This is a genomic window from Photobacterium carnosum (genome assembly GCF_002849605.1).
Taxonomy (GTDB): domain Bacteria; phylum Pseudomonadota; class Gammaproteobacteria; order Enterobacterales; family Vibrionaceae; genus Photobacterium; species Photobacterium carnosum.
Genome location: NZ_NPIB01000015.1, coordinates 56286 through 81747, shown reverse-complemented (window position 1 = coordinate 81747; position 25462 = coordinate 56286). Strand labels below are relative to the sequence as shown.

Sequence of the window (25462 nt, the reverse complement as noted above, 5' to 3'; positions counted from 1 at the left end):
TTCGGCAAACATAACGTTTGCCGATTTAAAAATGATATACGTGGGGATGAATTATACTTCCGCCATATCGCCTTTGCTTTGTAGCCAATGGCGACGATCTTCTGCGCGTTTTTTACCGAGTAACATATCCATCATTTCATTGGTTTTACTATCATCGTCAATAGTAAGTTGTACCAAACGACGGGTATTAGGATCCATGGTAGTTTCACGTAATTGCAGTGGGTTCATTTCACCCAGACCTTTAAAGCGCTGCACGTTGATCTTACCGCGCTTGCCTTTTAAACGCTCCAGAATGGCATTTTTTTCAGCTTCATCTAGTGCATAAAAAACTTCTTTACCCAAATCGATACGGTAAAGGGGTGGCATAGCAATAAAGATATGTCCAGCTCGTACTAAGGCTTCAAAGTGCTTCATAAATAAGGCACACAACAACGTTGCAATGTGTAAGCCATCGGAGTCCGCATCGGCAAGAACACAGATTTTACCGTAACGTAGACCACTTAAATCATCACTATCAGGATCAATACCCAATGCGATTGAAATATTATGGACTTCTTCTGATGCAAGTACTTGATCAGATGACACTTCCCATGTATTCAATATTTTACCGCGTAACGGCATAATCGCTTGGAACATACGATCACGGGCTTGTTTTGCCGAACCGCCCGCCGAGTCACCTTCTACCAAGAATAATTCAGTACGATTTAAGTCTTGTTGGGAACAGTCAGCTAATTTACCCGGCAATGCAGGGCCTGAAGCTATCTTTTTACGAACAACTTTTTTACTGGCTCGCATACGACGATGGGCATTAGCAATACAAACTTCTGCCAATAATTCAGCAAGTTGTGGACGCTCATTAAGCCATAAACTAAAGGCATCTTTTACTACACCAGAAACAAATGCCGCACATTGACGTGACGATAAGCGTTCTTTGGTTTGACCTGCAAATTGTGGATCCTGCATTTTAACAGATAGTACGTATGCACAACGATCCCAGATGTCATCAGCGGTAAGTTTTACTCCACGCGGTAACAAATTACGGAATTCACAGAACTCACGCATCGCATCAAGTAAACCTTGGCGCAGGCCATTAACATGCGTACCACCTTGCGCAGTTGGAATCAGGTTAACGTAACTTTCAGTGATCAGTTCGCCACCTTCAGGTAGCCACAATAACGCCCAATCAGCCGCTTCTGTCGCACCACTAAAGACACCTGTAAACGGTTCTTCTGGCAGTAAGGTATAGCCTTTAACACCTTCGGCTAAATAATCATTAAGACCATCCTCATAGCACCAGGTTATTGTTTCATCAGTGATTTTATTAGTGAAAACAACTTCTAAACCAGGGCATAATACCGCTTTTGCTTTCAAGTTACTTTTAAGACGGGTAACTGAAAACTTAGCACTATCAAAATATTTTGGATTTGGCCAAAAATGGACTTTGGTGCCTTTAGCACGGCGACCACAAGTGCCAATTACTTCTAATTCAGAGACTTTCTCACCGTTTTCAAACGCGATTTGATATACCTGACCGTCACGTTTGACGGTCACTTCTACGCGATCAGAAAGGGCGTTAACAACTGAAATACCTACCCCATGCAAACCACCTGAAAATTGGTAGCTTTTGCCCGAGAATTTACCTCCGGCATGCAATTTACAAAGAATAAGTTCAACACCAGAAACACCTTCTTCTGGATGAATATCTACTGGCATACCACGGCCATCATCAATCACTTCTAATGATTGATCGGCATAAAGAATGACTTCTATTTTACGGGCATGTCCAGCCAAGGCTTCATCGACACTATTATCGATAACTTCTTGGCCAAGGTGGTTAGGTCTTACCGTATCGGTATACATACCTGGACGGCGGCGTACTGGCTCAAGGCCATTTAGAACCTCAATGGCTCCAGCGTTATAGCTTTGATCTGTCATATCACGGAAATTTACGGGAAAATTTTGCAAAAAAAGTCAGTAACCCTCGCGTTGTTGCCAAGCGAGAGCCAGCGGAAACTCACAATTAGTGAGTAGCCTCTCTTTTCTTATAATGAAAAAGAGGCGTAAACAAGGTATCTATTTTATGCTAATACGCATAACTTGATTTATAGGGTAGCCTATCTCATTACTCAATGAACAGATAAGTCAGGTTATAACCCTAAGAATTGAAGAATGGTGGCGGGAAAACGTTCAAAATCACAAAAACCATGATCACCATTAGCTTCTATTGTCAGCTTACAGTGTGCATATTTTAATGCTGCTTGGCGATAATCAAGTACCTCATCACCTTGCTGTAATAGCACCCACAACCGTTGTGGTTGAGTAATATTGATCACTTCGAGAGCTTTTAACTCATCAATGTGTTGTATTTCCAACACATAATTTTCACCACTATAAGGATTCTGTTGTGGCCCAAGATAGTCAACTAGCAGTTGATAAGGCTTAACAGCAGGGTTAACTAACACTGCTGGCAACTGATAATGCTCACTGAGCCAGGCACTTAAATAGCCCCCCAAAGAACTACCGACAACACCGATGGTATAACGGTCGTTATATTGCTCAATCAATTGCGCCAGATATTGACTCGCTTTTGCAGGATAACTCGGTAATTGCGGTGCTATAACCTTAATATCCGGTCGATGTTCACGGCAATAGGTTATCATTTGTTGGGCTTTCAATGATGATGGTGAACTATTAAAGCCATGTAAATAAATCAATAACGATGGCATCAGTACCCTTCAGCATCAAGTTTAGGTTTAAATTGATCACCGCTAATACGATGAACGCTAGTGATTATTCGACCGTCTTTAGTTAATTCTAAATAACGCCAACCAGGATTGTTATGATCTAAAGCAAAATCATCAGAATCAGGCATAAATTGGATGCACGTTGATGGTGTCGCCAACACACGTACACCATGATAAGTACGATCTAAATCCTGATGAATATGACCACATAATATCGCTTTCACTTGCGGATAGCGATCAATCACATTCCATAAACCACTATTGTCATGTAGTTTGTGTTGATCCAACCACGCACTGCCAGCTTCAAGTGGATGATGGTGTAATAAAACTAGCGCATGTCGTTCAGGATAACAAGCAAGAGCTGTATCTAATAATACTAACTGAGCCTCATCTAGCTCACCATGCGGTACACCTTTTACTTGGCTATCCAATAAAATCATTTGCCAATGCTCACCCACTAATACCTGTTGTTGTGGCTTAATCTGCTCACTCGGTAAAATGGACTGCATTGTTGGTTGAAAATCATGATTACCGGGTAGCCAGAAACACGGTTGTGACCAACGTGAAATACCATCAGCAAAACGCTGATAAGAATAAGGGGTGTGATCTTGAGAAATATCACCAGTAGCTACGATGGCGTCAAAATGACGCGCGGCAATATCTACCCCTGCAAGCACGGCATGAAAACTGTCTTTGGTTGCCACGCCAAGCAAAGTGCCTGAACCATTGGCAAACAAATGAGTGTCGGTAATTTGCAGAAGAACCACACTTTCGGGGTTGGTCTGCGGCAGCGAATAGGTCTGCAAAACGTCAAAAACCTTGTCTATTCTGAGCAATTAAGTTCAATTAACAAACGGATTGTTTACTAAGCCCGTGGCGTAAACAATGCTTCAACCAGTCACCTAAGAAAAGGTTGACTTGATGTTTCTCATTTTTTTGGTGCATACGCAAGTTTGGGTAATCATATATTGGCTTGAGTCGAGAAATCTGCTGTACAGCACACACTTCTGCTACCCTAGCATCATGATATAACCGTACCGTTAATAAGGGAGATAAATAATCAGCTACCTTTTCACTCTCAAGCAAACCTAAGGTTATTACGGTGGTATAACGTGTTGATTCAATAATTTCCAACTGATACACATCATCACACACGAGGTATACAAGCATATCCCCAACCATATCACTACGTGGCAATAGCGGTAAGAGTTTAGCATAATTAGTTTCATACAAGCGCATTAGGCTTGTCAAATCAACAGTATACCTTTTATTCAAATCATTCCCCTAGGATTATACAATACTTTATTTTATACCTGTCGCAAACGTTGATGATGTAATTGCAGCCATTGTAATGCGATAATTGTCGCTGCATTTTCAATTTTACCAGATTCTAACCATTGGTAAGCCTGATTTCTTGAAACAACATGTACTCGAATATCTTCGGATTCACTCGCAACCCCGTGTATCCCTTGGGCTAAACGACTATCAACTTCACTAATAAAAATATCAAGGATTTCAGAACAACCACCTGAACTGGATAAATAACGGGAGATTTTTTCGGTTTTACCTAGAACTAATCCCGACTCTTCCGTTGCTTCTCGGCGTATCACTTGTTCTGGAGACTCATTCTCATGATCAAGCATACCTGCCACAATTTCTAACTGCCATGGCTGACAATTAGCCGCCAGTGCACCAATACGAAATTGCTCAATTAATACCACTTGATCCAGTACCGGATCATAAGGTAAAACCGCAGCGGCATGTCCACGTTCAAACAATTCACGCTCAAACTCACCACTCCAACCACCAGCAAACAACTTATGCCGTAAACGATATTTAACCATTTTAAAAAAACCGTCATACACCGTTTTAGTTGATAAAACCTCAACATCGTTACCATTAAAAGCGGAAGACACAGGTAAACAGTCTAATTTTTTCTCCATTCTTTTTCTCCATCGACACTAAATACCAATTAAAAGTTAACCAATCCCCAAAGAGATAGTACCAAAATTAAGTTATATTCCTTTCACTCATACTTTAAGTGTAATATTTCACTTTTAGTGTTTAAACAATTAAATATCACGTATCTTTTTGACACGCTGTTTATTAAATCGATTACAATAAGTTTATTATTGAATGTTAGAATACAGTCATTAAGTAAAACTACGTAATGATCAGTTTCAAGCAAGCCTGCTTCAGGTAAACTGCCGCTTGCACTATTTATACATTCCCATTTTTGTCAGCAAGACCAGGAAAGGCATCCATGAAAAAATTGCTTCCAATCATTATTAGCCTTGCAATTGGCTCAATTAGTCAATCAGCATCGGCTGACGATCTCGCTCAGATTTATCAGCAAGCCAAGCAAAATGATCCACAACTTCTAAAAGCCGCGGCCGATAAAGATGCAGCTTTTGAAGCAATCAATTCTTCTCGTAGTACGCTTTTGCCTCAAATTAACCTTTCTGCAGGCTACAATACTTATTACCTTGATGCCAAAGATAGCAAAGATAACGGTTTTAATGCGGGTGTTACATTAAGCCAATCATTATATAATCGTGCGAGTTGGGTTGGCCTTGATATTGCTGAAAAAACAGCACGTCAAAGCGATGCCACTTACGCAGTTTCTCAACAAGGCCTTATTTTACGCGTATCTTCTGCATATTTTAATGTATTAAAAGCACAAGATGACCTGAAATTTGGTGAAGCAGAAAAAGCAGCGGTTGGTCGTCAATTAGAACAAATGAAACAACGTTTTGAAGTAGGTCTATCGGCGATCACTGATGTTTATGACGCTCAAGCACAATACGACACGGTATTAGCATCAAATATTGTAAAGAAAAATACCCTTGCTAATAACTATGAAGAATTACGTGAAATTACTGGTCATGCTTATTCATCATTAGATCCATTAAATACTGCTAGTTTCTCAGCCAGTAAGCCAAAACAAGCGGCTGACAGCCTAGTTAAAGATGCTGAAACAGAAAATCTGACCTTATTAACGTCGCGTATTGGTCAAGATATTGCTCGTGATAAGATTTCATTAGCAGATTCGGGTCACCTACCAACATTATCGTTTGAGTCCGGTTATCAATATGATGATACCAGTAGTCAAATGAAACCCGATCAAGGTAACCTAACCGCTGGTATTAAAATTGACTTACCTGTTTATAGTGGCGGTAATACCACCTCTCAGGTAAAACAAGCCCAATATAAATATGTATCGGCAAGTGAAAATCTTGAAGCGCAATACCGATTAATCGTTAAAAATGTACGTAATTACTATAACAACATTAATGCGACAATTGGTTCAATCAATGCATATAAGCAATCTGTTGTTTCTGCGAAATCTGCTTTAGAGGCAACGGAAGCAGGTTTTGATGTAGGTACACGTACTATTGTTGACGTATTAGACTCAACCCGTAGTTTGTATTCTGCTAATAGTGAACTTGCAAATGCACGTTATGATTACATTCTTGCACAATTACAACTAAAGCAAGCGGTAGGCACACTTAACGAACAAGATGTGTTAGATATTAATTCAGGTTTAGTACAAACTAAATAAACCATTAATATCAATATAAAAAAAGCGCCTAACGGCGCTTTTTTTGTAGGCGATAATTCAAAGATTAACCACGTCCACCACGAATGGCTTCAATAATTTTAGAGGTTGAACAACCATCTTCAAAATTAAGCACTAACACTTTTCCACCAGCTGCGATCACTTCTTTACCACCTGCAATTTGTTCTGGGGTGTAATCTCCACCTTTAACTAAAATGCTTGGCAACACTTCGCTGATCAATCGTTGTGGTGTCTCTTCTGTAAACGGTACTACCCAGTCCACAGCACCTAATCCAGCTAATACTGCCATACGACGATCTTCTGGATTCACTGGACGTCCAGGGCCTTTTAAACCTTTAACTGAATCATCAGAATTAACCGCAACAATTAGTCGATCACCCAATTTCGCGGCTTCGGTTAAGTAGGCAACATGGCCAGCATGCAAAATATCAAAACAACCGTTAGTCATTACTACGGTTTCACCACGTGCACGCGCCGCTTTCACCGCATCAATTAATGCTGACTCAGAAATAACCCCAAAACCACTGTCTTGGCTACCATGAATTGCTTCGGTTAATTCAATCGTCGATAAGGTTGATGTACCTAACTTCGCCACCACGACACCCGCAGCGGCATTCGCAAGTTTACATGAATCAGATAATGATTTTCCGGCTGACAATGATGCAGCCAAAACTGAAATAACCGTATCACCAGCACCTGTTACGTCATAAACTTCTTGCGCAAGGGTAGGCATGTGTAACGGCTCACAACCTTTCTCTAATAAGGTCATACCATGTTCAGAACGAGTAACCAGCAAGGCTTCAAAATCAAATTTTTCGATCAATGCCATGCCTTTTTCAACTAATTCTTGCTCTGAGTTCACGCAGCCAACAACAGCTTTAAATTCAGACAAATTAGGCGTCAATAACGTCGCGCCACGGTATCGTTCAAAGTCGGCCCCTTTAGGATCAATTAACACCGGTAATTTTGCCGCACGCGCCAATTGAATCATCGCCTGCACATGTACCAACGCGCCTTTGGCATAATCAGACAAAATAACCGCTTTAGCCTTCGCTAGTGCTGGCTGCATTCGTTCAAGTATTAATGCAGGATCAACATCCTGAAAGCCCTCTTCAAAATCTAACCTAATTAATTGCTGACCACGGCTCATCACACGTAATTTAGTAATCGTTGGATATTGTGCCAATGCGACAAAATCACTATTCACATTCAATGACGACAATTTTTCAGTCAATGCGCGTGCTGGCTCATCCATACCGGTTAAGCCAATCAATTTAGCATGACCGCCTAACGCTGCAATATTCATCGCTACGTTCGCAGCACCACCAGGGCGCTCTTCAATCTGATCAACTTTAACCACTGGTACCGGCGCTTCTGGTGAAATACGTTCAGTGGGTCCGGTCCAGTATCGATCGAGCATTACATCACCAACAATCAATACCTCTGCTTGGTTATAATCAGGCAGCGTCAGTTTCATTTCTTTCTCCGGGAATATGGCAACGTTCGAATACTAGCATAAACTAAAATCAAGGGGCATCGGGATCACAACTAAACCTGACAAGGTTCAAGCCATTGCTGCCATACCTGTTCCACCGTCTGTCGCATTCCAATAAATTGCTGCTGATCAACATAAGCGGGTAGCCCCAATAAACTTAATCGATGAATGGCATTACGCATATCACAATAAGCTTGTTGTAATTGAGCCACAGTGGCGCTATCGATAATGTCATAATTGGCCATCAAGTCAAAAATACGCACATTATCAGACCAACGCGTTAAAGCTGGTTGTTGATGGGCATAAGCCAACACTAAATATTGTGCTAAAAATTCAATATCGGTGATGCCTCCTTGGTCTTGTTTAAGACCAAACATACCCGCTTTTTTCTTACCGAGATGGGCACGCATTTTGTGGCGCATCGTCACAACATCGTTAGCTAATTGCGCCTGATCACGAGCGACAGTTAACACTTGCTGACGAACATCGGCAAATGCGGTTTGTAATATCACATCCCCATACACCATTCGCGCACGAACCAAAGCTTGATGCTCCCATGTCCATGCTTGTTGCTGCTGATACTCACCAAACGCATTGATTGTCGTCACTAATAATCCAGAAGCACCAGAAGGTCGTAGCCGCATATCAACCTCATATAACACCCCCGATGCGGTTCTGGTTGAAAATAAATGAATGATGCGTTGGGCTAACCGTAAATAAAACTGACGACCATCAATTTCTTTACTGCCAGTGGTATAAACATTATCTGGGCAATCATGAATAAAAACCAAATCAAGATCAGAGCCATATCCCAACTCCCAACCTCCCACTTTGCCATAACCAATCACCGCAAAGCCTTTACTTTCACGTTCAGATAAATGACTCGGTTCACCATATTTAGCTACAATCTGTAACCATGCCTGATTGACCACCGCCGCAATAATCGCTTCTGCAAGATACGTTAAGTGATCACTTACTTTCATTATAGGTAGTACACCTGCAATATCAGCGGCAGCAATACGCAATAATTGGGTTTGCTTAAACTGGCGAATCGCCTCCATCTGTTGCTCCATATCCTCTTCAGGAATACGTGCCAGATATTCACGCAATTCATCTTGGTAACTCGTGAGTTGTGTTGGTTGATATAAATGCTGCGGATCCAACAATTCATCAAGCAATAATGGATACAAAGCCAATTGATCTGCCACCATTGGACTGGCAGCACATAATCGAATCAGTTGTTTTAGTGCAACGGGATGTTCGGTTAATAATTCAAGATAAGTGGTACGCGTCGCGATACGAATAATCAATTTCGTCAATCGCGGTAACAACTGTACCGCATCATCACGTAACACCACTTGCGCTAAAACTTCAGGCATTAAGGTGGCTAACGCCTCACGCCCACGAGGACCTAAGGTACGTTTCGATAATTCATGCTTAAAAGCCGCTAAGTTCTGAGCTTGTAAATGTTGCTCCGGCGCCTCTAATTCAGCCAGAATACTGAGCAATACATCCTCATTGGTCACCATTGACCACATTTCATGGTATTGCGTCGCAACATCTTGCTGATTATCTTGATCATCATGACCAATAATATCGTCGAAAATAGCATGAATAGCAGCCATATGTTGTTCGGTCGTTATGACTAATGCCGCCCAATCATGCTCAGCCATTGCGCACGCTAACCGCGCTTGATCAAGGGCTTTATCTGGCAGAGTTTGAGTTTGCTTATCGTCAATCGCTTGCAATAGATTTTCTAAGCGACGTAAATGACAATACCCCGCCGTTAAAGTATCAACATCCGCTGGCGGTAATAACGCTAACTCTTTAATTGCTGCAAGAGTCGGTAATAAACCGCGACCACGTAAACTCGGCTCTCGACCACCACGAATTAATTGGAACGATTGTGCGATAAATTCAACCTCACGAATCCCCCCGGCCCCCAATTTAATGTTATTAGTAAGACCTCGACGTCGAACTTCACTACCAATCATCGCTTTCATGCGTCGCAATGATTGAACCGCACTAAAGTCGATATAACGTCGAAATACAAACGGTCGAAGCATTTGGCGCAAGCCTTGATATTGGCTAAAACTTTCTTTGCCCATCACTCGTGCTTTGATCATCGCATAGCGTTCCCAATCACGGCCTTGTTCTTGGTAATAATCTTCTAATGCGGCATAACTCATCACTAACGGTCCGCTGTCGCCAAAAGGACGCAACCGCATATCAACCCGATAACAAAAACCATCAAAGGTGACTTGATCTAGCGCTTTGATCAATCGCTGCCCTAAGCGAGTAAAAAACTGGGCATTTGCAAGGCTACGTCGACCGCCAACCGTTTCACCGTTTTCAGGATAAGTAAAAATAAGATCAATATCTGACGAGAAATTCAGCTCTCCGCCCCCCAACTTACCCATACCCAAAATCAGCATCGGTTGTGGTTCACCGTGGTCATTCATCGGCGTGCCCCACTCAGTGCAACACTGCCGATAAAGCCAATGGTATGCTTCCATGATCAAGGCTTCTGCCAATTGCGATAAACTAGCGAGGCTGTGTTGTAAAGGTACGCGATAACTAAAATCTTGCCACGCAATTAACGTCATGTAGCGACGTCTAAAGTGACGCAAATTACGCATTAAACACGGTTCATCGGTTACTTGTGTTAGCTGCTGACTCAATAACTCACGGTAATCAATCTCTAAGCAGCACTCTCGCTGCTCAAATAGCCATTCCAATAACGTCGAATCTTGTTGTAAAGAAGTGCTAATAAAATCACTCAGCCCCAACATGACATGTAATTCTTGCTTGGCTTCACCTTGCCATAACGCCAATCGTTGTGGGTGCTTATCGGCTAATTTTCCCCATGCTAAATTTGCAGCAGCTACTACATCACTACAATGATCAATGCTTGGATAAGGTTGTGATTTTTCGGTCGCCATGCGCTGTCCTTGAACAAGTAATTCGATAAAGAACTCTAATTTAGCATACAAAAACGCCCATCAAACGATGGGCGTTATAATTTTATTCCATTCAATATAAGGCGTTTTATTTACACTTTAAATGCGTCTATTTTGGCTTCTAAATCACTGGCTTGATGCTGCATATCAATTGATGTTTGCGCTAACTCAGTAACAACACCAACCGAGCCATCAACCAACTCTCGTACATTCGTCAGATTAAGATTCATCTCATCTGCCACTGCACTTTGCTGTTCCGCTGCGGCTGCAATATGAAAATTCATGTCATTAATCGCTTGAATTTGTTCAACAATTTTATTTAACTCACCACCAGCATTAGTAACCAAATCAACCCCTTCATCAGCTTCAATAACACTGCGTTCCATTAAATTAACCGCTTGCTGAGCACTTTGCTGTAATTGAGCGATCATATCTTGAATTTCAACCGTTGCGGTTTGAGTACGCTGAGCGAGATTACGGACTTCATCAGCTACAACAGCGAATCCACGCCCAGCATCCCCAGCACGTGCGGCTTCAATTGCCGCATTGAGTGCCAATAAATTCGTTTGTTCAGAAATGCTTTGAATGGTCACAATCACCGAACTTATTTTATCGACGCGGGTTTCTACTTGGTTAACAGCAGCCGCTGATTGGGTAATATCATCCGATAATTGATTAATAGTGACCATGGTTCGACTGACAAACCGCTGCCCAGTTGCTGCTTGTTCTGAGGTGTTAAGGGTCGCATTTGATGCATCACGCGCATGACCAGCAACGGTTTGTACTGTCGAAGTCATCTCAGCCATAGCTGACGCAAGTTGATCGATTTCAGCAAACTCTTCTTGAGACGATTCTTTCGTTTGCTCCATCATTAATGACATCATTTCCGCTGATTGTGACAGTGCGCTGGCGGCCTGACGCTGAGCAATAAATATCGCTTTTAGCTGACAACGACTTTGTTCAAGCTCACGGCTTAACTCACCGAACTCATCACGACACGCCATGGCTATTGGCTGTGACAAATCATTATTAGCGAATGCCTGAATACTTTGCTTTAAGCCACCAATTTGACGCAACATAATCCGCGATGCGAGCAATAACACCACCACAAAAATCACCACCATTAATGATGTTTGCCATACAATTTGCACTAAATACTGTTGATAATAACCAGCGGCCAATGCATTTGATTGATAGCTAATAACCGCTAACTGTAACGCGGGTAGTTTGACTATATATCCATAACCGTCATTATCTTGTCGCGTAAATGCCTGATTATTGAGCTTTGTATCATGCAGAAGTTGACTCAGTGTTTGCCCTTTTTCCAGCGGCTGTTTAAGATTAATAACCTGATTTATTTTGGATTTTTCCAGCATGTTGTCGTTGCGATACTCAACAACATACACACTATGATTAATCAATTCCGTGGATAATTGAGGGGAATTTAAAGCTGAAAATGGAGGATTTGTAGTGGCTAAGCTCGTCAGCATCAAAGCATTAGACTGGGCTAATTGCTGGACTTTATCTTGCTGAGTCACGATAACAGACTGGTAAAATAATTCAGCATCCCACAGCTGTTTACCAATTAATAATAATGTACTAAACACCATCAGTAAAATAAGTTTGGGTCTTAATTTCAGGTTCGTTAACCACTTTTCCCAAGGTTTAAACTCTAGTGTTGCCATTTATTATCTCCATATCGCTAACGCTTAACCCATTCACATTTAACGTGAAGGTGTCATCCGCAAGCCAGTAATCTCATCAATAAGCATCATTGCTCTATTCTCTTTCATTGCTTATCGACATTTACCGTTAAATATTTAGCCCTCAATAAAAAAGACACCTCAAAATATGATCTGCGCCGCATACTATAATTTGTCTTATAAAAACGACAACGCCCCGCATAAAGCGAGGCGTTAATATTTAATACCAACTTGTTGCATATAACGTATTACGATTATGGCCAATAAGGCGTTAGCTCAATACTGATCTGCCGAGTCTGACTCATGGCGTGTAATAAGGATTCTTCTTGGCGCTGTAACCACTTTTCAATTTGCGCTAAGTCATCCGCTTCAAATAACGGTAATAACTGTCGAATCGGTTCTAACTCACGTAAATCCTCTAAGCCTTGTAATAAATCTAACCACGGCATTCTAAAAGAAATACGACGATCTTCATCATATAAACCAGCAAAAGCGATACCGCTCATCAAATTACGTAATAAACGCGGTTTTTGATCAAGATAATCAATCCGATTCAGTTGACGCTCAGCAGGGAATACATCAAGTAATTCAGACCATGAACGGGTCAACATATTATCGGCAAAGGTTTTTACGGGGGCAGCGAGCTTAGTACGTGACTTATCATCAAGAAATGGCTGCCAACCGCGACTTAAAATCCAACGACTTAAATCAAGCAACAAACCACAATAACGTGCTGAACGCATTAATTGGATCATCGCGTCACTATTAGGGAGTTCCTGATAACGTAGATCTAATTGCTGTTGTAATTCTTTACGAGCATGAAGCTTACGTAATACATAAGCTTTATCGTCACTCAGCGCTTGAATACTATTGGCTTCTTCTAGCCAATCAAGCTCACCGTCTAACCATTGTAATTCTTGGCGCAATAAGGCACTGGCACGACGCGGAATAATGCCACCAAAAGTAGCAAATGTTTGACGCAATAGGCTCAACGCTTGTGATATTTGTACCAGTGCTTGTGGATCTTGGCGTTCCACGTAAATTTGCTCATGGTACAACCAATGATCTAATGCATGCTCAAGCGTTTTAATAAACGTTGATTCAACTGAATCTTGCAAGATTGTATCAACAAAAACTAATGGCTTGATAGGATCGCCTTGATAATCAGCAGCAAGTCGGTAACCACGAGCAGCCTTACTAAGATTACCTAATCGCATTCCACCATCAACGCATAATTCGCGCGCTAAAGTGAATAAAGCATCGGTTTGACCCGACTTCAGCTCTAGTTCTACTTCACAAATTGGCGAGCGTTTATCATCAACGCTCACTTCACCATGATCAAATGCTAACTCAATTTGACTGCCATCAGGCATCGCCACTAACCATTGTTGACGTGTAAAATCGGTACTAAATAATGGCTGTATTTGCTGCTGAACAGCAATAACATCAAAGTCGTGAGGCCAAGCATCTACGGGATGAAGCGCTAAACTCGGTTTAGTACTATTAACTTCAACATTGTATTCAGGGCGCTGGTGCAATCCAGCAACAACACGACCTGCCGTTTTTAATGTTTGTACAAACACATCATCAAAACGACGAATACGTAAACCTATATCATGCTGGCGCAATACTTGATCAGGCGTGTCAAAGTAGACATTACCTAACTCTCGACAGCTCTGTTGCAGAATTTTAGCCGCAGAAATTTTATCCACTAGCTGAGTTGAAAATTCTGGTAAAACAAAAAACTTCAGTTCTATCTCGGTTTCCATAGTTATACCTATAAACGGTGGCAAACCAAGGATATTTGCTTATTCACTCCAGAGCAAGTGAGAAATATCAATAAAACCTTGATCAAAACTAGTTCCACTATACTATTTAATACGTTAAAATGCGCGATTCAATGACCATCGCTCAAGATTTAGCCTTATTCGGGCGCTCTTTAGGTTGATCGGCTATGCCAGTAAATACAATAATGGGGCTCTTTGCAAAATCCCCAATCAAACCACTACAACGTCATGTTATTCGCGTAACTGAATGTTGTGATCTGCTTATCCCGTTCTTCGAGGCATGTAATGCTGGAGATTGGGAAAAGGCGGCCGTTTTACGCGAACAGATATCGCAACTTGAAAAAGATGCGGATGTACTCAAGCGTGAGATCCGTCTGAAGCTTCCTCGTGGTCTTTTCATGCCAGTAGATCGTACTGATATGTTAGGACTGTTAACTCAGCAGGACAAACTCGCTAACATCTCTAAAGACATCGCTGGTCGAGTCTTAGGACGTAAGCTAAAAATGCCTGCTATCATGTACCCAGACTTCGTGGCATACATTCAACGTTGTTTAGACGCAGCTGATCAAGCTCGTCGTGTAATCAATGAATTGGATGAATTACTCGAAACTGGTTTCAAAGGCAGAGAAGTGACGCTTGTTGCCGAAATGATTAATCAGCTAGATGTTATCGAAGACGATACCGATGCTATGCAGATAATCTTACGTCAACAATTAATGTCCATCGAAGACCAACACAGCCCGGTGGATGTCATGTTCCTGTACAAAATTCTCGAGTGGGTAGGCGCAATTGCTGATCAAGCACAGCGGGTCGGCTCACGTTTAGAAATTATGCTCTCGCGTTCTTAATAACGGGAATTTAACAAAACAAGGTTTTACAATGGAAATCCTGGCTAACTACGGCACTCTATTAATTGGAGTGGCAGCTTTTTTTGGTCTTTTGATGGCGATTGGTATTGGTGCAAATGATGTTGCCAATGCCATGGGCACTTCAGTTGGTTCAAAAGCACTTACAGTAAAACAAGCGATCATCATTGCGATGATTTTTGAATTTGCAGGTGCTTATCTTGCAGGTGGTGAAGTTACTGATACTATTCGCAAGGGTGTTATCGAAACTTCTCTATATGCAGCTCACCCTGAAACCCTAGTTTTTGGCATGATGTCAGCGCTTCTTGCTGCTGGTACATGGCTACTTGTCGCTTCTTTTATGGGCTGGCCTGTTTCAACAACTCACTCAATTATCGGTGCTATCATCGGTTTTGCTTGTGTGTCAGTTGGCACCAATGCAGTGGATTGGCATTCAATCCAAGGTATTGTGGGTAGCTGGTTAGTTACACCATTCATTGCTGGTATATTTGCATATCTGATTTTCATCAGTGCTCAAAGGCTAATCTTTGATACTGATAACCCGATGGCAAATGCAAAGCGTTTCGTTCCTGTTTATATGTTTATCACAGCGATGGTCATTGCATTGGTAACAATTAAGAAGGGTTTGAAACATATAGGTTTGCATTTGACGACAGGTGAAGCTTGGATTGCATCAATTGCTATTTCATTTATCGTTATGATAGTAGGTTACTTCTACATTCAGCATAAATATACTGATGACGATCTAGTGGATAGTAATGGCTATGCTGGCGTTGAAAGTGTATTTAGCGTATTGATGGTTGTTACTGCGTGTGCGATGGCATTTGCCCATGGTTCAAACGACGTAGCAAATGCAATTGGTCCACTATCAGCAGTTGTTTCAACTATTGAGAACTCTGGACAAATTGCAACTCAAAGCCAAATCGCATGGTGGATCCTTCCACTAGGTGGTGTTGGTATCGTCATCGGTTTAGCTACTCTTGGTCATAAAGTAATGGCTACCGTAGGTACAGGCATCACTGAGTTAACACCGAGCCGTGGTTTCGCTGCTCAGTTAGCAACAGCTTCGACTGTTGTACTAGCATCAGGCACGGGTTTACCAATCTCAACCACACAAACACTTGTTGGTGCGGTATTGGGTGTTGGTTTTGCTCGCGGCATTGCGGCTCTTAACCTTGGTGTTGTTCGCAACATCGTTGCATCGTGGATTGTGACTTTGCCGGCAGGTGCTTTACTTGCCATCATCTTCTTCTACATTATACAAGCAGTATTTAGTTAAAGAGTGGCAGAGTTCAAAGAGAGAGGTATCCCCTCTCTCTTTTCTTGCTCCCTTCCTACAAAGCCCTTACTATCCTCGACCTCTAACCATTTCAGGTTCATCAAGGATTCGATAGTGAAGCACCTCATAAGCTTTTTTTTGTTATGTTTTACACTAATTAGCCCGATAGCTAATGCTGAACAAACCCATTATATTTCTGACAACTTATTTACTTACCTATTAAAAGGTCCGGGCAGTCAATACCGTATTGTCGGTAGTGTTAATGCAGGCTCGCCCGTTACACTATTAGAAAAAGATAACGGTTATAGTCGTATTACAGATACTAAAGGTCGTACTGGCTGGATTGAATCCAAGTTCATCTCAACAGATCTTGCATTGCAAGAACGTCTGCCCGTACTTGAAACAGAATTAACCACCGTCAAAGCCAAGCTAGTAGAAGCACTCTCTACGAATGATAATAAACACAGTGATTTAAATAGTGCTTTGGCTCAACGTAATAGTCAGATTAGTACATTAGAAACACGTAATACCCAATTACAAAATGAATTAACCATCGCTCAAGATGAAGTGCGTAACCTACGTGCCAAAATTGATACTCAAAAAGATGATTTATTAATGAAATGGTTTACTTATGGCGGCCTCGTAGCGGGGGTTGGTTTGTTATTGGGATTGCTATTACCCCATATTACCCCCCGTCGCCGTAAGCGTACGAATGGTTGGGCATAAACATTCCTAAATAACAGCGCATGTTATTATAAAGACGTCAGATACCAATAAAAAAGGCAGCCAATTGGCTGCCTTTTTTGATTTTCACTTCGCGTTAATTACCATTCAGATAGCGCTGGCATACTAATTTCATAACCATCAAACGTTAAGATCACATCGCGAGATTCAATCTTAACTAACTTAACCCCAGGGGCGATGATATCGCCCTGATGGCGCTCATGACCATTAACCTTAACCCACCTTTTCGTCGGTGTAGAAGAGTAAATATGTTGATTAAAATTCATTTTCGGTAACAGACGTTGCACTGTATTTGGCAATAAACCAATTGGAATAACGTTACTTTTAGGTGCCTTAGTTACCGTTGAATGAGGCTTGATTGCATTACGATCAGCGTTACTACGATCAACCTCGCTATCTTGATATTGTTCGCCATCAGTCGCCACAATTGCTGATTTAAGTTTAGCGGCAATATCTGGTGATAAACCAGATAAATCAAGATTATCGAGCTTATAAGGATCATAAGAAATAGCAGCGGCTTTTGTAACATGTTTAACTGGCGACTGTACGGCTACATCATCATACGTTGGACCAAGATCAGCATATTGACTCTCGCTATCATCATTTAATGAATAGGCAGGAGAAGCAGAATAAAGACTATCACTGATCGGTAAGGGTTCAGTAACCAAATCGGGATATGCCATAAATATTACATCGGTATCCGCCGTCGCTTGAGTTAAGTGTAGCGCTTGTTTATTCGGTGGTTGCGACACGGAATGTGTTGATACAGCTAATGCTACAGCCTTTAATTCTGGTTGATGATTAAGCGCTGCCGTTGTAATAACTGAGTGTTGTTGATAAACCTTATAAGCTACAATCGAGGCGGCAGGTAATAAAGCAATAATTATCGGCATCACCCACTTAATTCGCGATTGTTGCGCCTTAACAGTACGCATCGGATGCACAATTTTCATAGTCTCGCCATTAGTATTCCCACGGCTTAATTGAGTCACATTATTTTCATCTGATTGTTTTAAAGCCGTTAATAACTGAGACATTAGATTTGCTCCGGTTGTAACGTCGGTCCAGGAAGATTAAGCGCAGCATCAAGAATCATTAAGGTCATGGGGCCAGCAATACCATCAGCAGTAATATCTTGCGCACGTTGAAAACGACGTAATTTATCCAATACCGTTTGATCAAAGTAACTAATCTGTGAACCATTATCACCTAAGAAAGTATTTAACTGCTGATTTAACCATGCGACTCGCGCGCCACTTTGACCAAAACGAATCGTGGTTTTATTTCCTAGCGGTGGACGCCATAGCAAACTAAAGTGACCATTCCAACGAGCTTCAAACCATGCTGGCATCACTGAAATACGTTGTTTATCTAATAATAACTCGATTCGATCACTCGTAATCGCATACACAACCGCATAGAAAGGCTGCTGTTTACCATCATTAAGGGCCACGATCACCGGACGATTAATCAATCCTAATCGCGTTAATGTCGTTGAACCAGAAAAACACGTCAATGCAATGCGAGAGCTTGTCGCGCACGTTGCCTGATTTAATGCAGTATCAAAGCCCCATAATTGATACAGACTTTGCATCGCATTACGTTGGTTACGACTGTCATTAATCGCTGTCACTAATCGAGTTTCAGTATTGACGACTGCCGTTGTTAACGGTGCAGTATCCGTTGTTGCCACTGGCGAAGAAGACGTGGCGGCTAAAGGTTGTGTCTGAGTATTTATTTGAGGCCAATATTGCCATGCCACCGTTGCCATCACACCACACAGTGCCGCTGCTATTGTCCATGGCAGCCATGTTAAACGTGAACGTGACGAAGCCACTGATGGTACTTGCCAACTCAATATATCTTCACAGGCTTGAACCACCATTGCTTTGGTCACACTGTGAACGCCGCCCTGACACGCTAACTGCATCGATTTATTGCACACCAAGTTAATTAACCGCGGTACACCTTGAGTTTGTTTAGCGATATAACTGACAATGCTGGTATTAAAGACAGGATATAAACAATCAACCGCATTAAGACGGTAATGAATATATTCATTAACTTCAGTTTCGGTCAATGGCAGCAAGTGGTAACGGGAAGTGATCCGTTGTGCTAATTGGCGTAAACGTTCTTGTTGTAATAATTGCTGTAATTCGGGTTGACCAATTAATACGACCTTTAATAATTTTCGACTATCAGTTTCCAAATTGGTCAACAAACGCAATTGTTCTAGCACATCTGGCATTAAATGCTGCGCTTCATCAACCAATAGTAGTGTTTGCTTACCCACTGCATGATTAGCAATAAGATGCCGATAAATAATATCCGTTAGTTGCTTAAAACTGGCTCCATCACGGTAAAATAATCCTAGTTCATCACAGATAGTGGCCAGTAGATCATAGGATGATAAAGCTGGATTGAGGATCACAGCCACTTGTGCTTGTTGCGGTAATCGCGAAATCATTGCACGTAATATTGTAGTTTTCCCGGTACCAACTTCACCCGTTAGTAACCCAAAACCACCGCCATCGGTTAACCCTGACAACATGTGAGTTAACGCTTCTCGATGACGCTCACTGAGGTAAAGAAAACGGGCACTTGGCACAATTGAAAATGGCGCTTCGTTTATGCCAAAAAAATCTTGGTACATATCTATACTCTAATACTTAACATTATTTAGGAATAAATTATCGATAACATCATCAACAATATAAAAAAACTTAGTACTGACAAACTCTCATTACTGATCGATATTTGCTATCATGATGACATCAACAAACCAGTGTATATTGGTTAATAAAATAATACCGATCACCATTATCATGCAATGATAATGGTGACTTACAACTATTAGCCCGCGTGGTATTAAGGAGTCTTCATTGCAAACCTATCTTGTCGGTGGTGCTGTTCGCGACACTTTATTAGGCTTACCTATAACAGATCAAGACTGGGTTATTGTTGGCACGACGCCAATGGCCATGCTTAAATTAGGTTATGAGCAAATTGGCAGTGATTTCCCCGTTTTTCTACATCCTCGGACTAAACAAGAATATGCCCTTGCACGTACCGAGCGTAAATCAGGCCATGGTTACACTGGCTTTAGCTGTTATGCAGCTGCTGATGTTACCCTCGAACAAGATCTATTACGACGTGATTTAACCATTAATGCGATTGCCCAAGATCAACAAGGGCAACTCATCGATCCTTACCATGGCCAATATGATCTCGAGCATAAGATCTTACGTCATGTTTCACCTGCATTTAGCGAAGATCCATTGCGAGTATTACGCGTTGCCCGTTTTGCCGCACGCTTTGCTCACTTAGGCTTTACCATTGCCGCAGAAACGATGGCATTAATGCAAGAAATTGTGGTCAGTGGTGAATTAGCCAACTTAACCCCAGAGCGAGTATGGCTTGAGTGGCACAAATCGCTTTCAAGCAATGATCCACAGATCTTTTTAAGCGTATTACGCCAATGTGGTGCTTTAGCGGTAATTATGCCTGAAATCGATGCCTTATTTGGCATACCACAACCGACAAAATGGCACCCAGAAATAGATTGTGGCATTCATACTCTGCTCGTAGCAAAACAAGCAGCAATACTTAGTGATGATACAATCATCCGTTTTGCAGCCCAAGTGCATGATCTTGGCAAAGCACTCTCCCCTAAAGATGATTTACCCCATCATAAAACCCATTGTCGTGACGGTATCAAACCGATTAAACAGTTGTGTCAACGGATCAAAGTGCCCAATGATTATCGTGATTTAGCACTGTTAGTATGCGCTCAACATACTAAAATCCATCACGCCCAAGAGATGCGAGCTAGCACCTTTATTACCATTTTTGATCAAATAGACGCATGGCGAAAACCACAACGTATTGAACAACTGGCAATATGTTGTCGCGCAGATGCGCGTGGTCGTCAAGGTTTAGAAGATACAGCCTATCCACAAGCTGATATCACTATCGCCACTTTTGATATCGCTCAAGCAGTCCCCGTGGCTCCGATTATTGCAGCCGGGTTCACTGGCGTTGAAATCAAACATCAATTAGCACAAGCCCGCGCACTCGCGGTTGATGAATATTTACAACGCACTCGAAACTAATACGTCACCACAAAAAAGCCGACATATATAATGTCGGCTTTTTTGTCACTCGTTTATCTGAAATTATTTTGACAATAAAAACAAGATCAAACCAACGCCTAAGATTAAACGATAGATAACAAACGGCATCATACCTAAACGGGTCACCAACTTTAGGAATACATGAATACACGCATAAGCGCTGACAAATGAAACCGCGATCCCAATACTGAGGTTACTAACATCAATTGATTCAGGCCCCGTCACCAATTTAAGACCTAAGTACCCACCCGCAAGCAGAATAATGGGAATCGACATTAAAAACGAGAACCGTGCTGCCGCCTCACGTGTAAAACCTAAATATAATGCCGCAGTCATGGTTGCACCAGAGCGAGATGTGCCCGGAATAATTGCTGCTGCTTGAGCTAAACCAATTAAAACTGCACTTTTCCATGTGGTCTGATATTCATCATCGGTCTGCTTCGCATGCTTATCAACCCACCATAACAGCAAGCCAAAAATAATGGTTGTACAAGCAATAACCCACGCAGAACGCAAATACATCTCAATGAAATCTTTCATCAACAAGCCAAAAATACAGGCTGGAATCGTTGAAATAACAATCATCCATGCCAATTTAGATTCAGCATTATGTTGACGCTTAAAAATTGAAGCTATCCATGCGCTAAGAAGCGTAACAACTTCTTTACGGAAATAAATCATTACCGCTAATAACGTACCCACATGCACCGCAACATCAAATGCCAACCCTTGATCTGGCCACCCCAAGATTTCTGACGGTAAAATAAGATGGGCAGAACTCGATACAGGTAAAAACTCTGTTAATCCCTGTAATAGAGCAAGCATGATCGCTTCAAAGTGACTCATTCATTATCCTTAATTTAGGTTATATCCATTGCTGCAAGCAATAGTTTACTCGATATTATTCAACAGGCCATAATGACTGTTGAGGTGAAAAATGTTGCCATAACTCAGCAATCGTCTGTTGTTGTCCGGGAATAACTAACTCAGGACATAACTCATTCATCGGCCAGAGTACAAAAGCAAATTTATACAGATCAGAACGCGGTATTGTTGGTGAGCACTCACAGATAACATCACCATACAATAAAATATCAAGATCAATGGTACGGCTTTGATTTTTTTGAGTATTTTCAGGTCGACCCAGTTGACGCTCAATGTTTTTCAATGACAGCTGCAAAGTAGCTAATGACAATGACGTTTTTATTTCAATAACACTATTAAAAAAATTATCACCGTCAAAACCAACCGGTTCAGCTTCAAACACACGTGACATTCGCCATGAACTGGCCAATTGTGCAACTGCTTTTACGCCAGCTGGTAAATAATATTCACGATCAATATTGCTGCCAATGCTGATATAAGCGGTGATCACTACTTAATGCCTCGCTCAATTTGAACCCCAACCCCGCGCGCATTAGCAATGGCACCAGGTTTAGTGATCCGTACTTTTATCCACGGCACAGCAAAACGCGTCATAATCAAACTAGCAATATCTTCAGCAACACGCTCAACTAACAAAAAACGACCTTGAGTAATATGCTCAGTAACAGCAGTACTTACCGTCGAATAATCTAACGCTAAATTAACATCATCACTCATAGCTGCAGGACGATTATCGTGAGCCATCTCTAAATCTACTACCAATTTTTGTTTAATTTGTTGCTCCCAGTCATACACTCCAATAGTGGCGATAACGTCGAGTTGTTCTATAAATACCGTGTCCATATTTAATCGCTAATTTTGTTAGAGGTCGGATACCTAATACACACAAAAACGCGTATTATCAGGCTATATTAGTTAGCATTGATAAATGCTAACAGGCCAACAACATACTCAATGTTGACCATAATCGTGACTATATCACAGCCATAAACACGCTGATATTTATCAGTACCAATATTGATAAAGATAAGATCTAGCTAACATTTAGCAACAATAAATAGCAGCACTTATCTTTCAAATAATCGGAATATTGCATGACACCATTAGCGTTATTGATGATCATTGCGGCCTATTTATTAGGATCTATTTCCAGTGCAGTATTAATTTCAAAACTGTACCATTTTCCCGATCCTCGAACCCATGGTTCACTCAATCCAGGTGCGACAAATGTACTTCGCCTTGGAGGTAAAACTGCCGCAATATTAGTTTTAGTTGCCGATATTCTAAAAGGGATGATTCCAGTGTGGTTAAGCTATTTTTTTGGCTTAAATCCATTCTTATTAGGCATCATAGGGATCGCCGCTTGTCTAGGTCATATCTACCCCATTTTCTTTCATTTTCAAGGCGGGAAAGGGGTAGCAACAGCACTTGGCGCATTAGCTCCAATCGGCTGGGATCTTAGTGGTAGTTTAATTATTATTTGGATATTAGCGTTAACACTCACGGGGTATTCATCACTCGCATCATTAATCACAGCACTTATCGCACCATTAATGACATGGATGATAAAACCCGAATACACCATGCCAGTTGCCATGCTTTCTTGCTTAATTCTCTTTCGTCATCAAGATAACATTCGTCGTTTACTCGATGGTGACGAAAAAAAAATATGGCGAAAATTTGCTCGTAAAAGCAATGAAAAGTAATGAAAATGCAGAAAAAACACAAAAAAAGCGAGAATATATATTCTCGCTTTTTATTCGGATCAACACATAATCACTATTAAGCAATAGGTTGTAATTGATCGATAGGCCAACGAGGGTAAACCTTCACCCCAAGATCCATTAACTCATGATTTTTCAAACGTTGCATACCAGCATAAGCAATCATCGCGCCGTTATCCGTACAAAACTCAGTTCGCGGATAAAACACTTGACCATGCATACCTTTCATCATGGTTTCAAGCTGTTGACGTAACGCTTGATTAGCACTTACACCACCGGCAATCACTAGGCGCTTATAGCCCGTTTGCTTTAGTGCACGCTTACATTTAATTGCCAACGTATCCACCACAGCATCTTGGAACGCATACGCAATATCAGCCCGAGTTTGTGGATCATCATCATTGCCACGAATCGTATTCGCCGCAAATGTTTTCAAACCTGAAAAACTAAAATCAAGCCCTGGGCGGTCTGTCATTGGACGCGGGAACTTAAATCTCCCCGGAGTGCCCTGTTCAGCCATTTTGGACAGTCGTGGACCGCCTGGGTAATCTAAGCCCATCATTTTAGCCGTCTTATCAAAGGCTTCACCCGCGGCATCATCAACTGACTCACCCAGGATCTTGTAATCACCAATTCCACGCACATCTACCATCATGGTATGTCCGCCAGAAACCAGCAATGCTACAAAAGGAAATTCCGGTGGATTATCTTCCAACATCGGAGCCAATAAATGGCCTTCCATGTGGTGCACAGCAACCGCAGGTAAATCCCATGCATACGCCAAGCTACGACCGATGGTCGCGCCGACCAATAACGCACCAACAAGACCAGGCCCAGCCGTGTAAGCAACACCATCAAGATCTTCTGGCGTTAACCCCGCAGCCGCTAATGTCGCAATGATTAAGGGAATGGTTTTTTTAACGTGATCGCGCGATGCTAACTCAGGCACCACACCGCCATAATCGGCATGTAACTTTACTTGACTGTAAAGTTCATGTGCCAATAAACCTTTTTCATCATCAAAAATTGCGATACCTGTTTCATCACAGGAGGTCTCAATGCCTAATATTCGCATAACAGCCTCTATTACTATTCGGAGAGCCAATATAAAAAATCAGTCTATTTTCAATAACAACCGACAGTTCATACGGGTTTTTAAAGGGGTAATTAAGTGCCATGTTACCGCTGTTAACACAAATTAACCAGTTCATAGGCGTAGAATGCTTTACAAATACCCCCAAATCAGATTAGAATTTCGCACCATTTTAATCATCTGACATTTGACGTCAGTATTAAACCGAATCACTCTGAGGTGAGTATTACATGCCAGTAATCAAAGTACGTGAAAACGAACCGTTTGACGTAGCACTACGTCGTTTCAAACGCTCTTGCGAAAAAGCAGGTATCCTTTCTGAAGTTCGTCGTCGTGAGCACTTCGAAAAGCCAACAACTGTACGTAAGCGTGCTAAAGCAGCGGCAGTTAAGCGTCACCTGAAAAAATTGGCTCGCGAAAACGCGCGTCGTGTTCGTCTGTACTAATCGTTAGATTATAAAACAGAAGG

At 41.6% G+C, this 25462-nt stretch carries 22 protein-coding genes; 7 read left to right on the top strand and 15 right to left on the bottom strand.

Annotation, left to right across the window (positions count from 1 at the left end; all coding sequences use genetic code 11):
• Positions 1-51: 51 nt before the first annotated feature.
• From parE to nudF, 5 genes are all read right to left on the bottom strand, one after another.
• Positions 52-1935 (bottom strand): DNA topoisomerase IV subunit B, encoded by a 1884-nt coding sequence (parE, locus tag CIK00_RS12865; protein WP_101769272.1) that lies wholly within the window; start codon positions 1933-1935, stop codon positions 52-54.
• A gap of 212 nt (positions 1936-2147) precedes the next feature.
• The gene (gene yqiA / locus CIK00_RS12860; RefSeq protein ID WP_101769244.1) at positions 2148-2726 is read right to left on the bottom strand and encodes an esterase YqiA; all 579 of its coding nucleotides are present in this window, start codon (positions 2724-2726) and stop codon (positions 2148-2150) included.
• Positions 2726-3550 carry a 3',5'-cyclic-AMP phosphodiesterase gene (gene cpdA, locus CIK00_RS12855; protein WP_101769243.1) on the bottom strand — a complete coding sequence of 275 codons (825 nt, stop codon included), beginning with the start codon at positions 3548-3550 and terminating at the stop codon, positions 2726-2728. Before cpdA ends, yqiA begins: the two co-directional genes overlap by 1 nt.
• A gap of 40 nt (positions 3551-3590) precedes the next feature.
• A complete protein-coding gene (locus CIK00_RS12850; RefSeq protein WP_101769242.1) occupies positions 3591-4019 on the bottom strand; it encodes a DUF1249 family protein in 429 nt (142 codons plus the stop codon).
• A gap of 32 nt (positions 4020-4051) precedes the next feature.
• Entirely contained in the window at positions 4052-4687 is a 636-nt protein-coding gene (gene nudF, locus CIK00_RS12845) for an ADP-ribose diphosphatase (RefSeq protein ID WP_101769241.1), read from the bottom strand.
• 320 nt (positions 4688-5007) lie between these two features.
• Between nudF and tolC the strand changes: the two genes are divergently transcribed.
• Positions 5008-6306, top strand: a complete 1299-nt coding sequence (gene tolC / locus CIK00_RS12840) for an outer membrane channel protein TolC (RefSeq protein WP_101769240.1) — start codon at positions 5008-5010, stop codon at positions 6304-6306.
• Positions 6307-6370: 64 nt separating this feature from the next.
• On the opposite strand, the gene hldE is transcribed toward tolC, so the two are convergent.
• The 4 genes from hldE to CIK00_RS12820 all read right to left on the bottom strand — a co-directional run bounded on the left by hldE (position 6371) and on the right by CIK00_RS12820 (position 14251).
• Complete coding sequence (gene hldE, locus CIK00_RS12835; RefSeq protein ID WP_101769239.1) at positions 6371-7801, bottom strand: bifunctional D-glycero-beta-D-manno-heptose-7-phosphate kinase/D-glycero-beta-D-manno-heptose 1-phosphate adenylyltransferase HldE; 1431 nt, start codon at positions 7799-7801, stop codon at positions 6371-6373.
• Between the two features lie 71 nt (positions 7802-7872).
• On the bottom strand, positions 7873-10761 hold the full coding sequence (gene glnE / locus CIK00_RS12830) for a bifunctional [glutamate--ammonia ligase]-adenylyl-L-tyrosine phosphorylase/[glutamate--ammonia-ligase] adenylyltransferase (RefSeq protein ID WP_101769238.1): 2889 nt from the start codon (positions 10759-10761) through the stop codon (positions 7873-7875).
• 110 nt (positions 10762-10871) lie between these two features.
• Positions 10872-12464: a methyl-accepting chemotaxis protein gene (locus CIK00_RS12825; RefSeq protein WP_101769237.1), complete on the bottom strand. Its 1593-nt coding sequence runs from the start codon at positions 12462-12464 to the stop codon at positions 10872-10874.
• A 272-nt stretch (positions 12465-12736) separates the two neighbouring features.
• A complete protein-coding gene (locus CIK00_RS12820) occupies positions 12737-14251 on the bottom strand; it encodes a CYTH and CHAD domain-containing protein (protein ID WP_101769236.1) in 1515 nt (504 codons plus the stop codon).
• 185 nt (positions 14252-14436) lie between these two features.
• On the opposite strand from CIK00_RS12820, the gene CIK00_RS12815 reads away from it, so the two are divergent.
• From CIK00_RS12815 to CIK00_RS12805, 3 genes are all read left to right on the top strand, one after another.
• Entirely contained in the window at positions 14437-15117 is a 681-nt protein-coding gene (locus tag CIK00_RS12815; RefSeq protein ID WP_101769235.1) for a TIGR00153 family protein, read from the top strand.
• A 31-nt stretch (positions 15118-15148) separates the two neighbouring features.
• Positions 15149-16414 (top strand): inorganic phosphate transporter, encoded by a 1266-nt coding sequence (locus CIK00_RS12810; RefSeq protein WP_101769234.1) that lies wholly within the window; start codon positions 15149-15151, stop codon positions 16412-16414.
• Positions 16415-16528: 114 nt separating this feature from the next.
• Positions 16529-17140, top strand: coding sequence for a TIGR04211 family SH3 domain-containing protein (locus CIK00_RS12805; protein ID WP_101769233.1), 612 nt, complete (start codon positions 16529-16531; stop codon positions 17138-17140).
• 98 nt (positions 17141-17238) lie between these two features.
• Here CIK00_RS12805 and CIK00_RS12800 read toward each other — a convergent pair whose 3' ends face one another.
• On the bottom strand, positions 17239-18195 hold the full coding sequence (locus CIK00_RS12800; protein ID WP_101769232.1) for a general secretion pathway protein GspB: 957 nt from the start codon (positions 18193-18195) through the stop codon (positions 17239-17241).
• Positions 18195-19811, bottom strand: a complete 1617-nt coding sequence (locus CIK00_RS12795; RefSeq protein WP_167388554.1) for an ExeA family protein — start codon at positions 19809-19811, stop codon at positions 18195-18197. The genes CIK00_RS12800 and CIK00_RS12795 overlap by 1 nt, the downstream gene beginning before the upstream one ends.
• Positions 19812-20040: 229 nt before the next feature.
• Here CIK00_RS12795 and CIK00_RS12790 point away from each other — a divergent pair, with 229 nt between their 5' ends.
• Positions 20041-21270 carry a multifunctional CCA addition/repair protein gene (locus tag CIK00_RS12790; RefSeq protein WP_101769231.1) on the top strand — a complete coding sequence of 410 codons (1230 nt, stop codon included), beginning with the start codon at positions 20041-20043 and terminating at the stop codon, positions 21268-21270.
• Between the two features lie 63 nt (positions 21271-21333).
• Here the strand turns inward: CIK00_RS12790 and CIK00_RS12785 are convergent, their stop codons facing one another.
• Genes CIK00_RS12785 through folB form a run of 3 tightly spaced genes read right to left on the bottom strand, consistent with a single transcriptional unit; the run spans position 21334 to position 23019 of the window.
• Complete coding sequence (locus CIK00_RS12785; RefSeq protein WP_101769230.1) at positions 21334-22137, bottom strand: undecaprenyl-diphosphate phosphatase; 804 nt, start codon at positions 22135-22137, stop codon at positions 21334-21336.
• A gap of 55 nt (positions 22138-22192) precedes the next feature.
• A complete protein-coding gene (folK, locus tag CIK00_RS12780; RefSeq protein WP_101769229.1) occupies positions 22193-22666 on the bottom strand; it encodes a 2-amino-4-hydroxy-6-hydroxymethyldihydropteridine diphosphokinase in 474 nt (157 codons plus the stop codon).
• On the bottom strand, positions 22666-23019 hold the full coding sequence (gene folB, locus CIK00_RS12775; RefSeq protein ID WP_101769228.1) for a dihydroneopterin aldolase: 354 nt from the start codon (positions 23017-23019) through the stop codon (positions 22666-22668). The genes folK and folB overlap by 1 nt, the downstream gene beginning before the upstream one ends.
• Before the next feature lie 251 nt (positions 23020-23270).
• Here folB and plsY point away from each other — a divergent pair, with 251 nt between their 5' ends.
• On the top strand, positions 23271-23882 hold the full coding sequence (plsY, locus tag CIK00_RS12770; RefSeq protein WP_101769227.1) for a glycerol-3-phosphate 1-O-acyltransferase PlsY: 612 nt from the start codon (positions 23271-23273) through the stop codon (positions 23880-23882).
• A gap of 76 nt (positions 23883-23958) precedes the next feature.
• Here the strand turns inward: plsY and tsaD are convergent, their stop codons facing one another.
• Entirely contained in the window at positions 23959-24975 is a 1017-nt protein-coding gene (gene tsaD / locus CIK00_RS12765; RefSeq protein ID WP_101769226.1) for a tRNA (adenosine(37)-N6)-threonylcarbamoyltransferase complex transferase subunit TsaD, read from the bottom strand.
• A 248-nt stretch (positions 24976-25223) separates the two neighbouring features.
• On the opposite strand from tsaD, the gene rpsU reads away from it, so the two are divergent.
• Positions 25224-25439 carry a 30S ribosomal protein S21 gene (rpsU, locus tag CIK00_RS12760; RefSeq protein ID WP_005301411.1) on the top strand — a complete coding sequence of 72 codons (216 nt, stop codon included), beginning with the start codon at positions 25224-25226 and terminating at the stop codon, positions 25437-25439.
• Positions 25440-25462: the final 23 nt, after the last annotated feature.

Bases quoted from the DNA above. Each gene is read 5' to 3' on its own strand.
- CIK00_RS12815 (WP_101769235.1), top strand. From the start codon at position 14,437: ATGCCAGTAAATACAATAATGGGGCTCTTTGCAAAATCCCCAATCAAA.
- nudF (WP_101769241.1), bottom strand. From the start codon at position 4,687: ATGGAGAAAAAATTAGACTGTTTACCTGTGTCTTCCGCTTTTAATGGT.
- CIK00_RS12820 (WP_101769236.1), bottom strand. From the start codon at position 14,251: ATGGAAACCGAGATAGAACTGAAGTTTTTTGTTTTACCAGAATTTTCA.
- tolC (WP_101769240.1), top strand. From the start codon at position 5,008: ATGAAAAAATTGCTTCCAATCATTATTAGCCTTGCAATTGGCTCAATT.
- glnE (WP_101769238.1), bottom strand. From the start codon at position 10,761: ATGGCGACCGAAAAATCACAACCTTATCCAAGCATTGATCATTGTAGT.
- parE (WP_101769272.1), bottom strand. From the start codon at position 1,935: ATGACAGATCAAAGCTATAACGCTGGAGCCATTGAGGTTCTAAATGGC.
- CIK00_RS12785 (WP_101769230.1), bottom strand. From the start codon at position 22,137: ATGAGTCACTTTGAAGCGATCATGCTTGCTCTATTACAGGGATTAACA.
- tsaD (WP_101769226.1), bottom strand. From the start codon at position 24,975: ATGCGAATATTAGGCATTGAGACCTCCTGTGATGAAACAGGTATCGCA.
- rpsU (WP_005301411.1), top strand. From the start codon at position 25,224: ATGCCAGTAATCAAAGTACGTGAAAACGAACCGTTTGACGTAGCACTA.
- hldE (WP_101769239.1), bottom strand. From the start codon at position 7,801: ATGAAACTGACGCTGCCTGATTATAACCAAGCAGAGGTATTGATTGTT.
- CIK00_RS12810 (WP_101769234.1), top strand. From the start codon at position 15,149: ATGGAAATCCTGGCTAACTACGGCACTCTATTAATTGGAGTGGCAGCT.
- CIK00_RS12825 (WP_101769237.1), bottom strand. From the start codon at position 12,464: ATGGCAACACTAGAGTTTAAACCTTGGGAAAAGTGGTTAACGAACCTG.
- CIK00_RS12795 (WP_167388554.1), bottom strand. From the start codon at position 19,811: ATGTACCAAGATTTTTTTGGCATAAACGAAGCGCCATTTTCAATTGTG.
- folB (WP_101769228.1), bottom strand. From the start codon at position 23,019: ATGGACACGGTATTTATAGAACAACTCGACGTTATCGCCACTATTGGA.
- plsY (WP_101769227.1), top strand. From the start codon at position 23,271: ATGACACCATTAGCGTTATTGATGATCATTGCGGCCTATTTATTAGGA.
- CIK00_RS12800 (WP_101769232.1), bottom strand. From the start codon at position 18,195: ATGTCTCAGTTATTAACGGCTTTAAAACAATCAGATGAAAATAATGTG.
- yqiA (WP_101769244.1), bottom strand. From the start codon at position 2,726: ATGCCATCGTTATTGATTTATTTACATGGCTTTAATAGTTCACCATCA.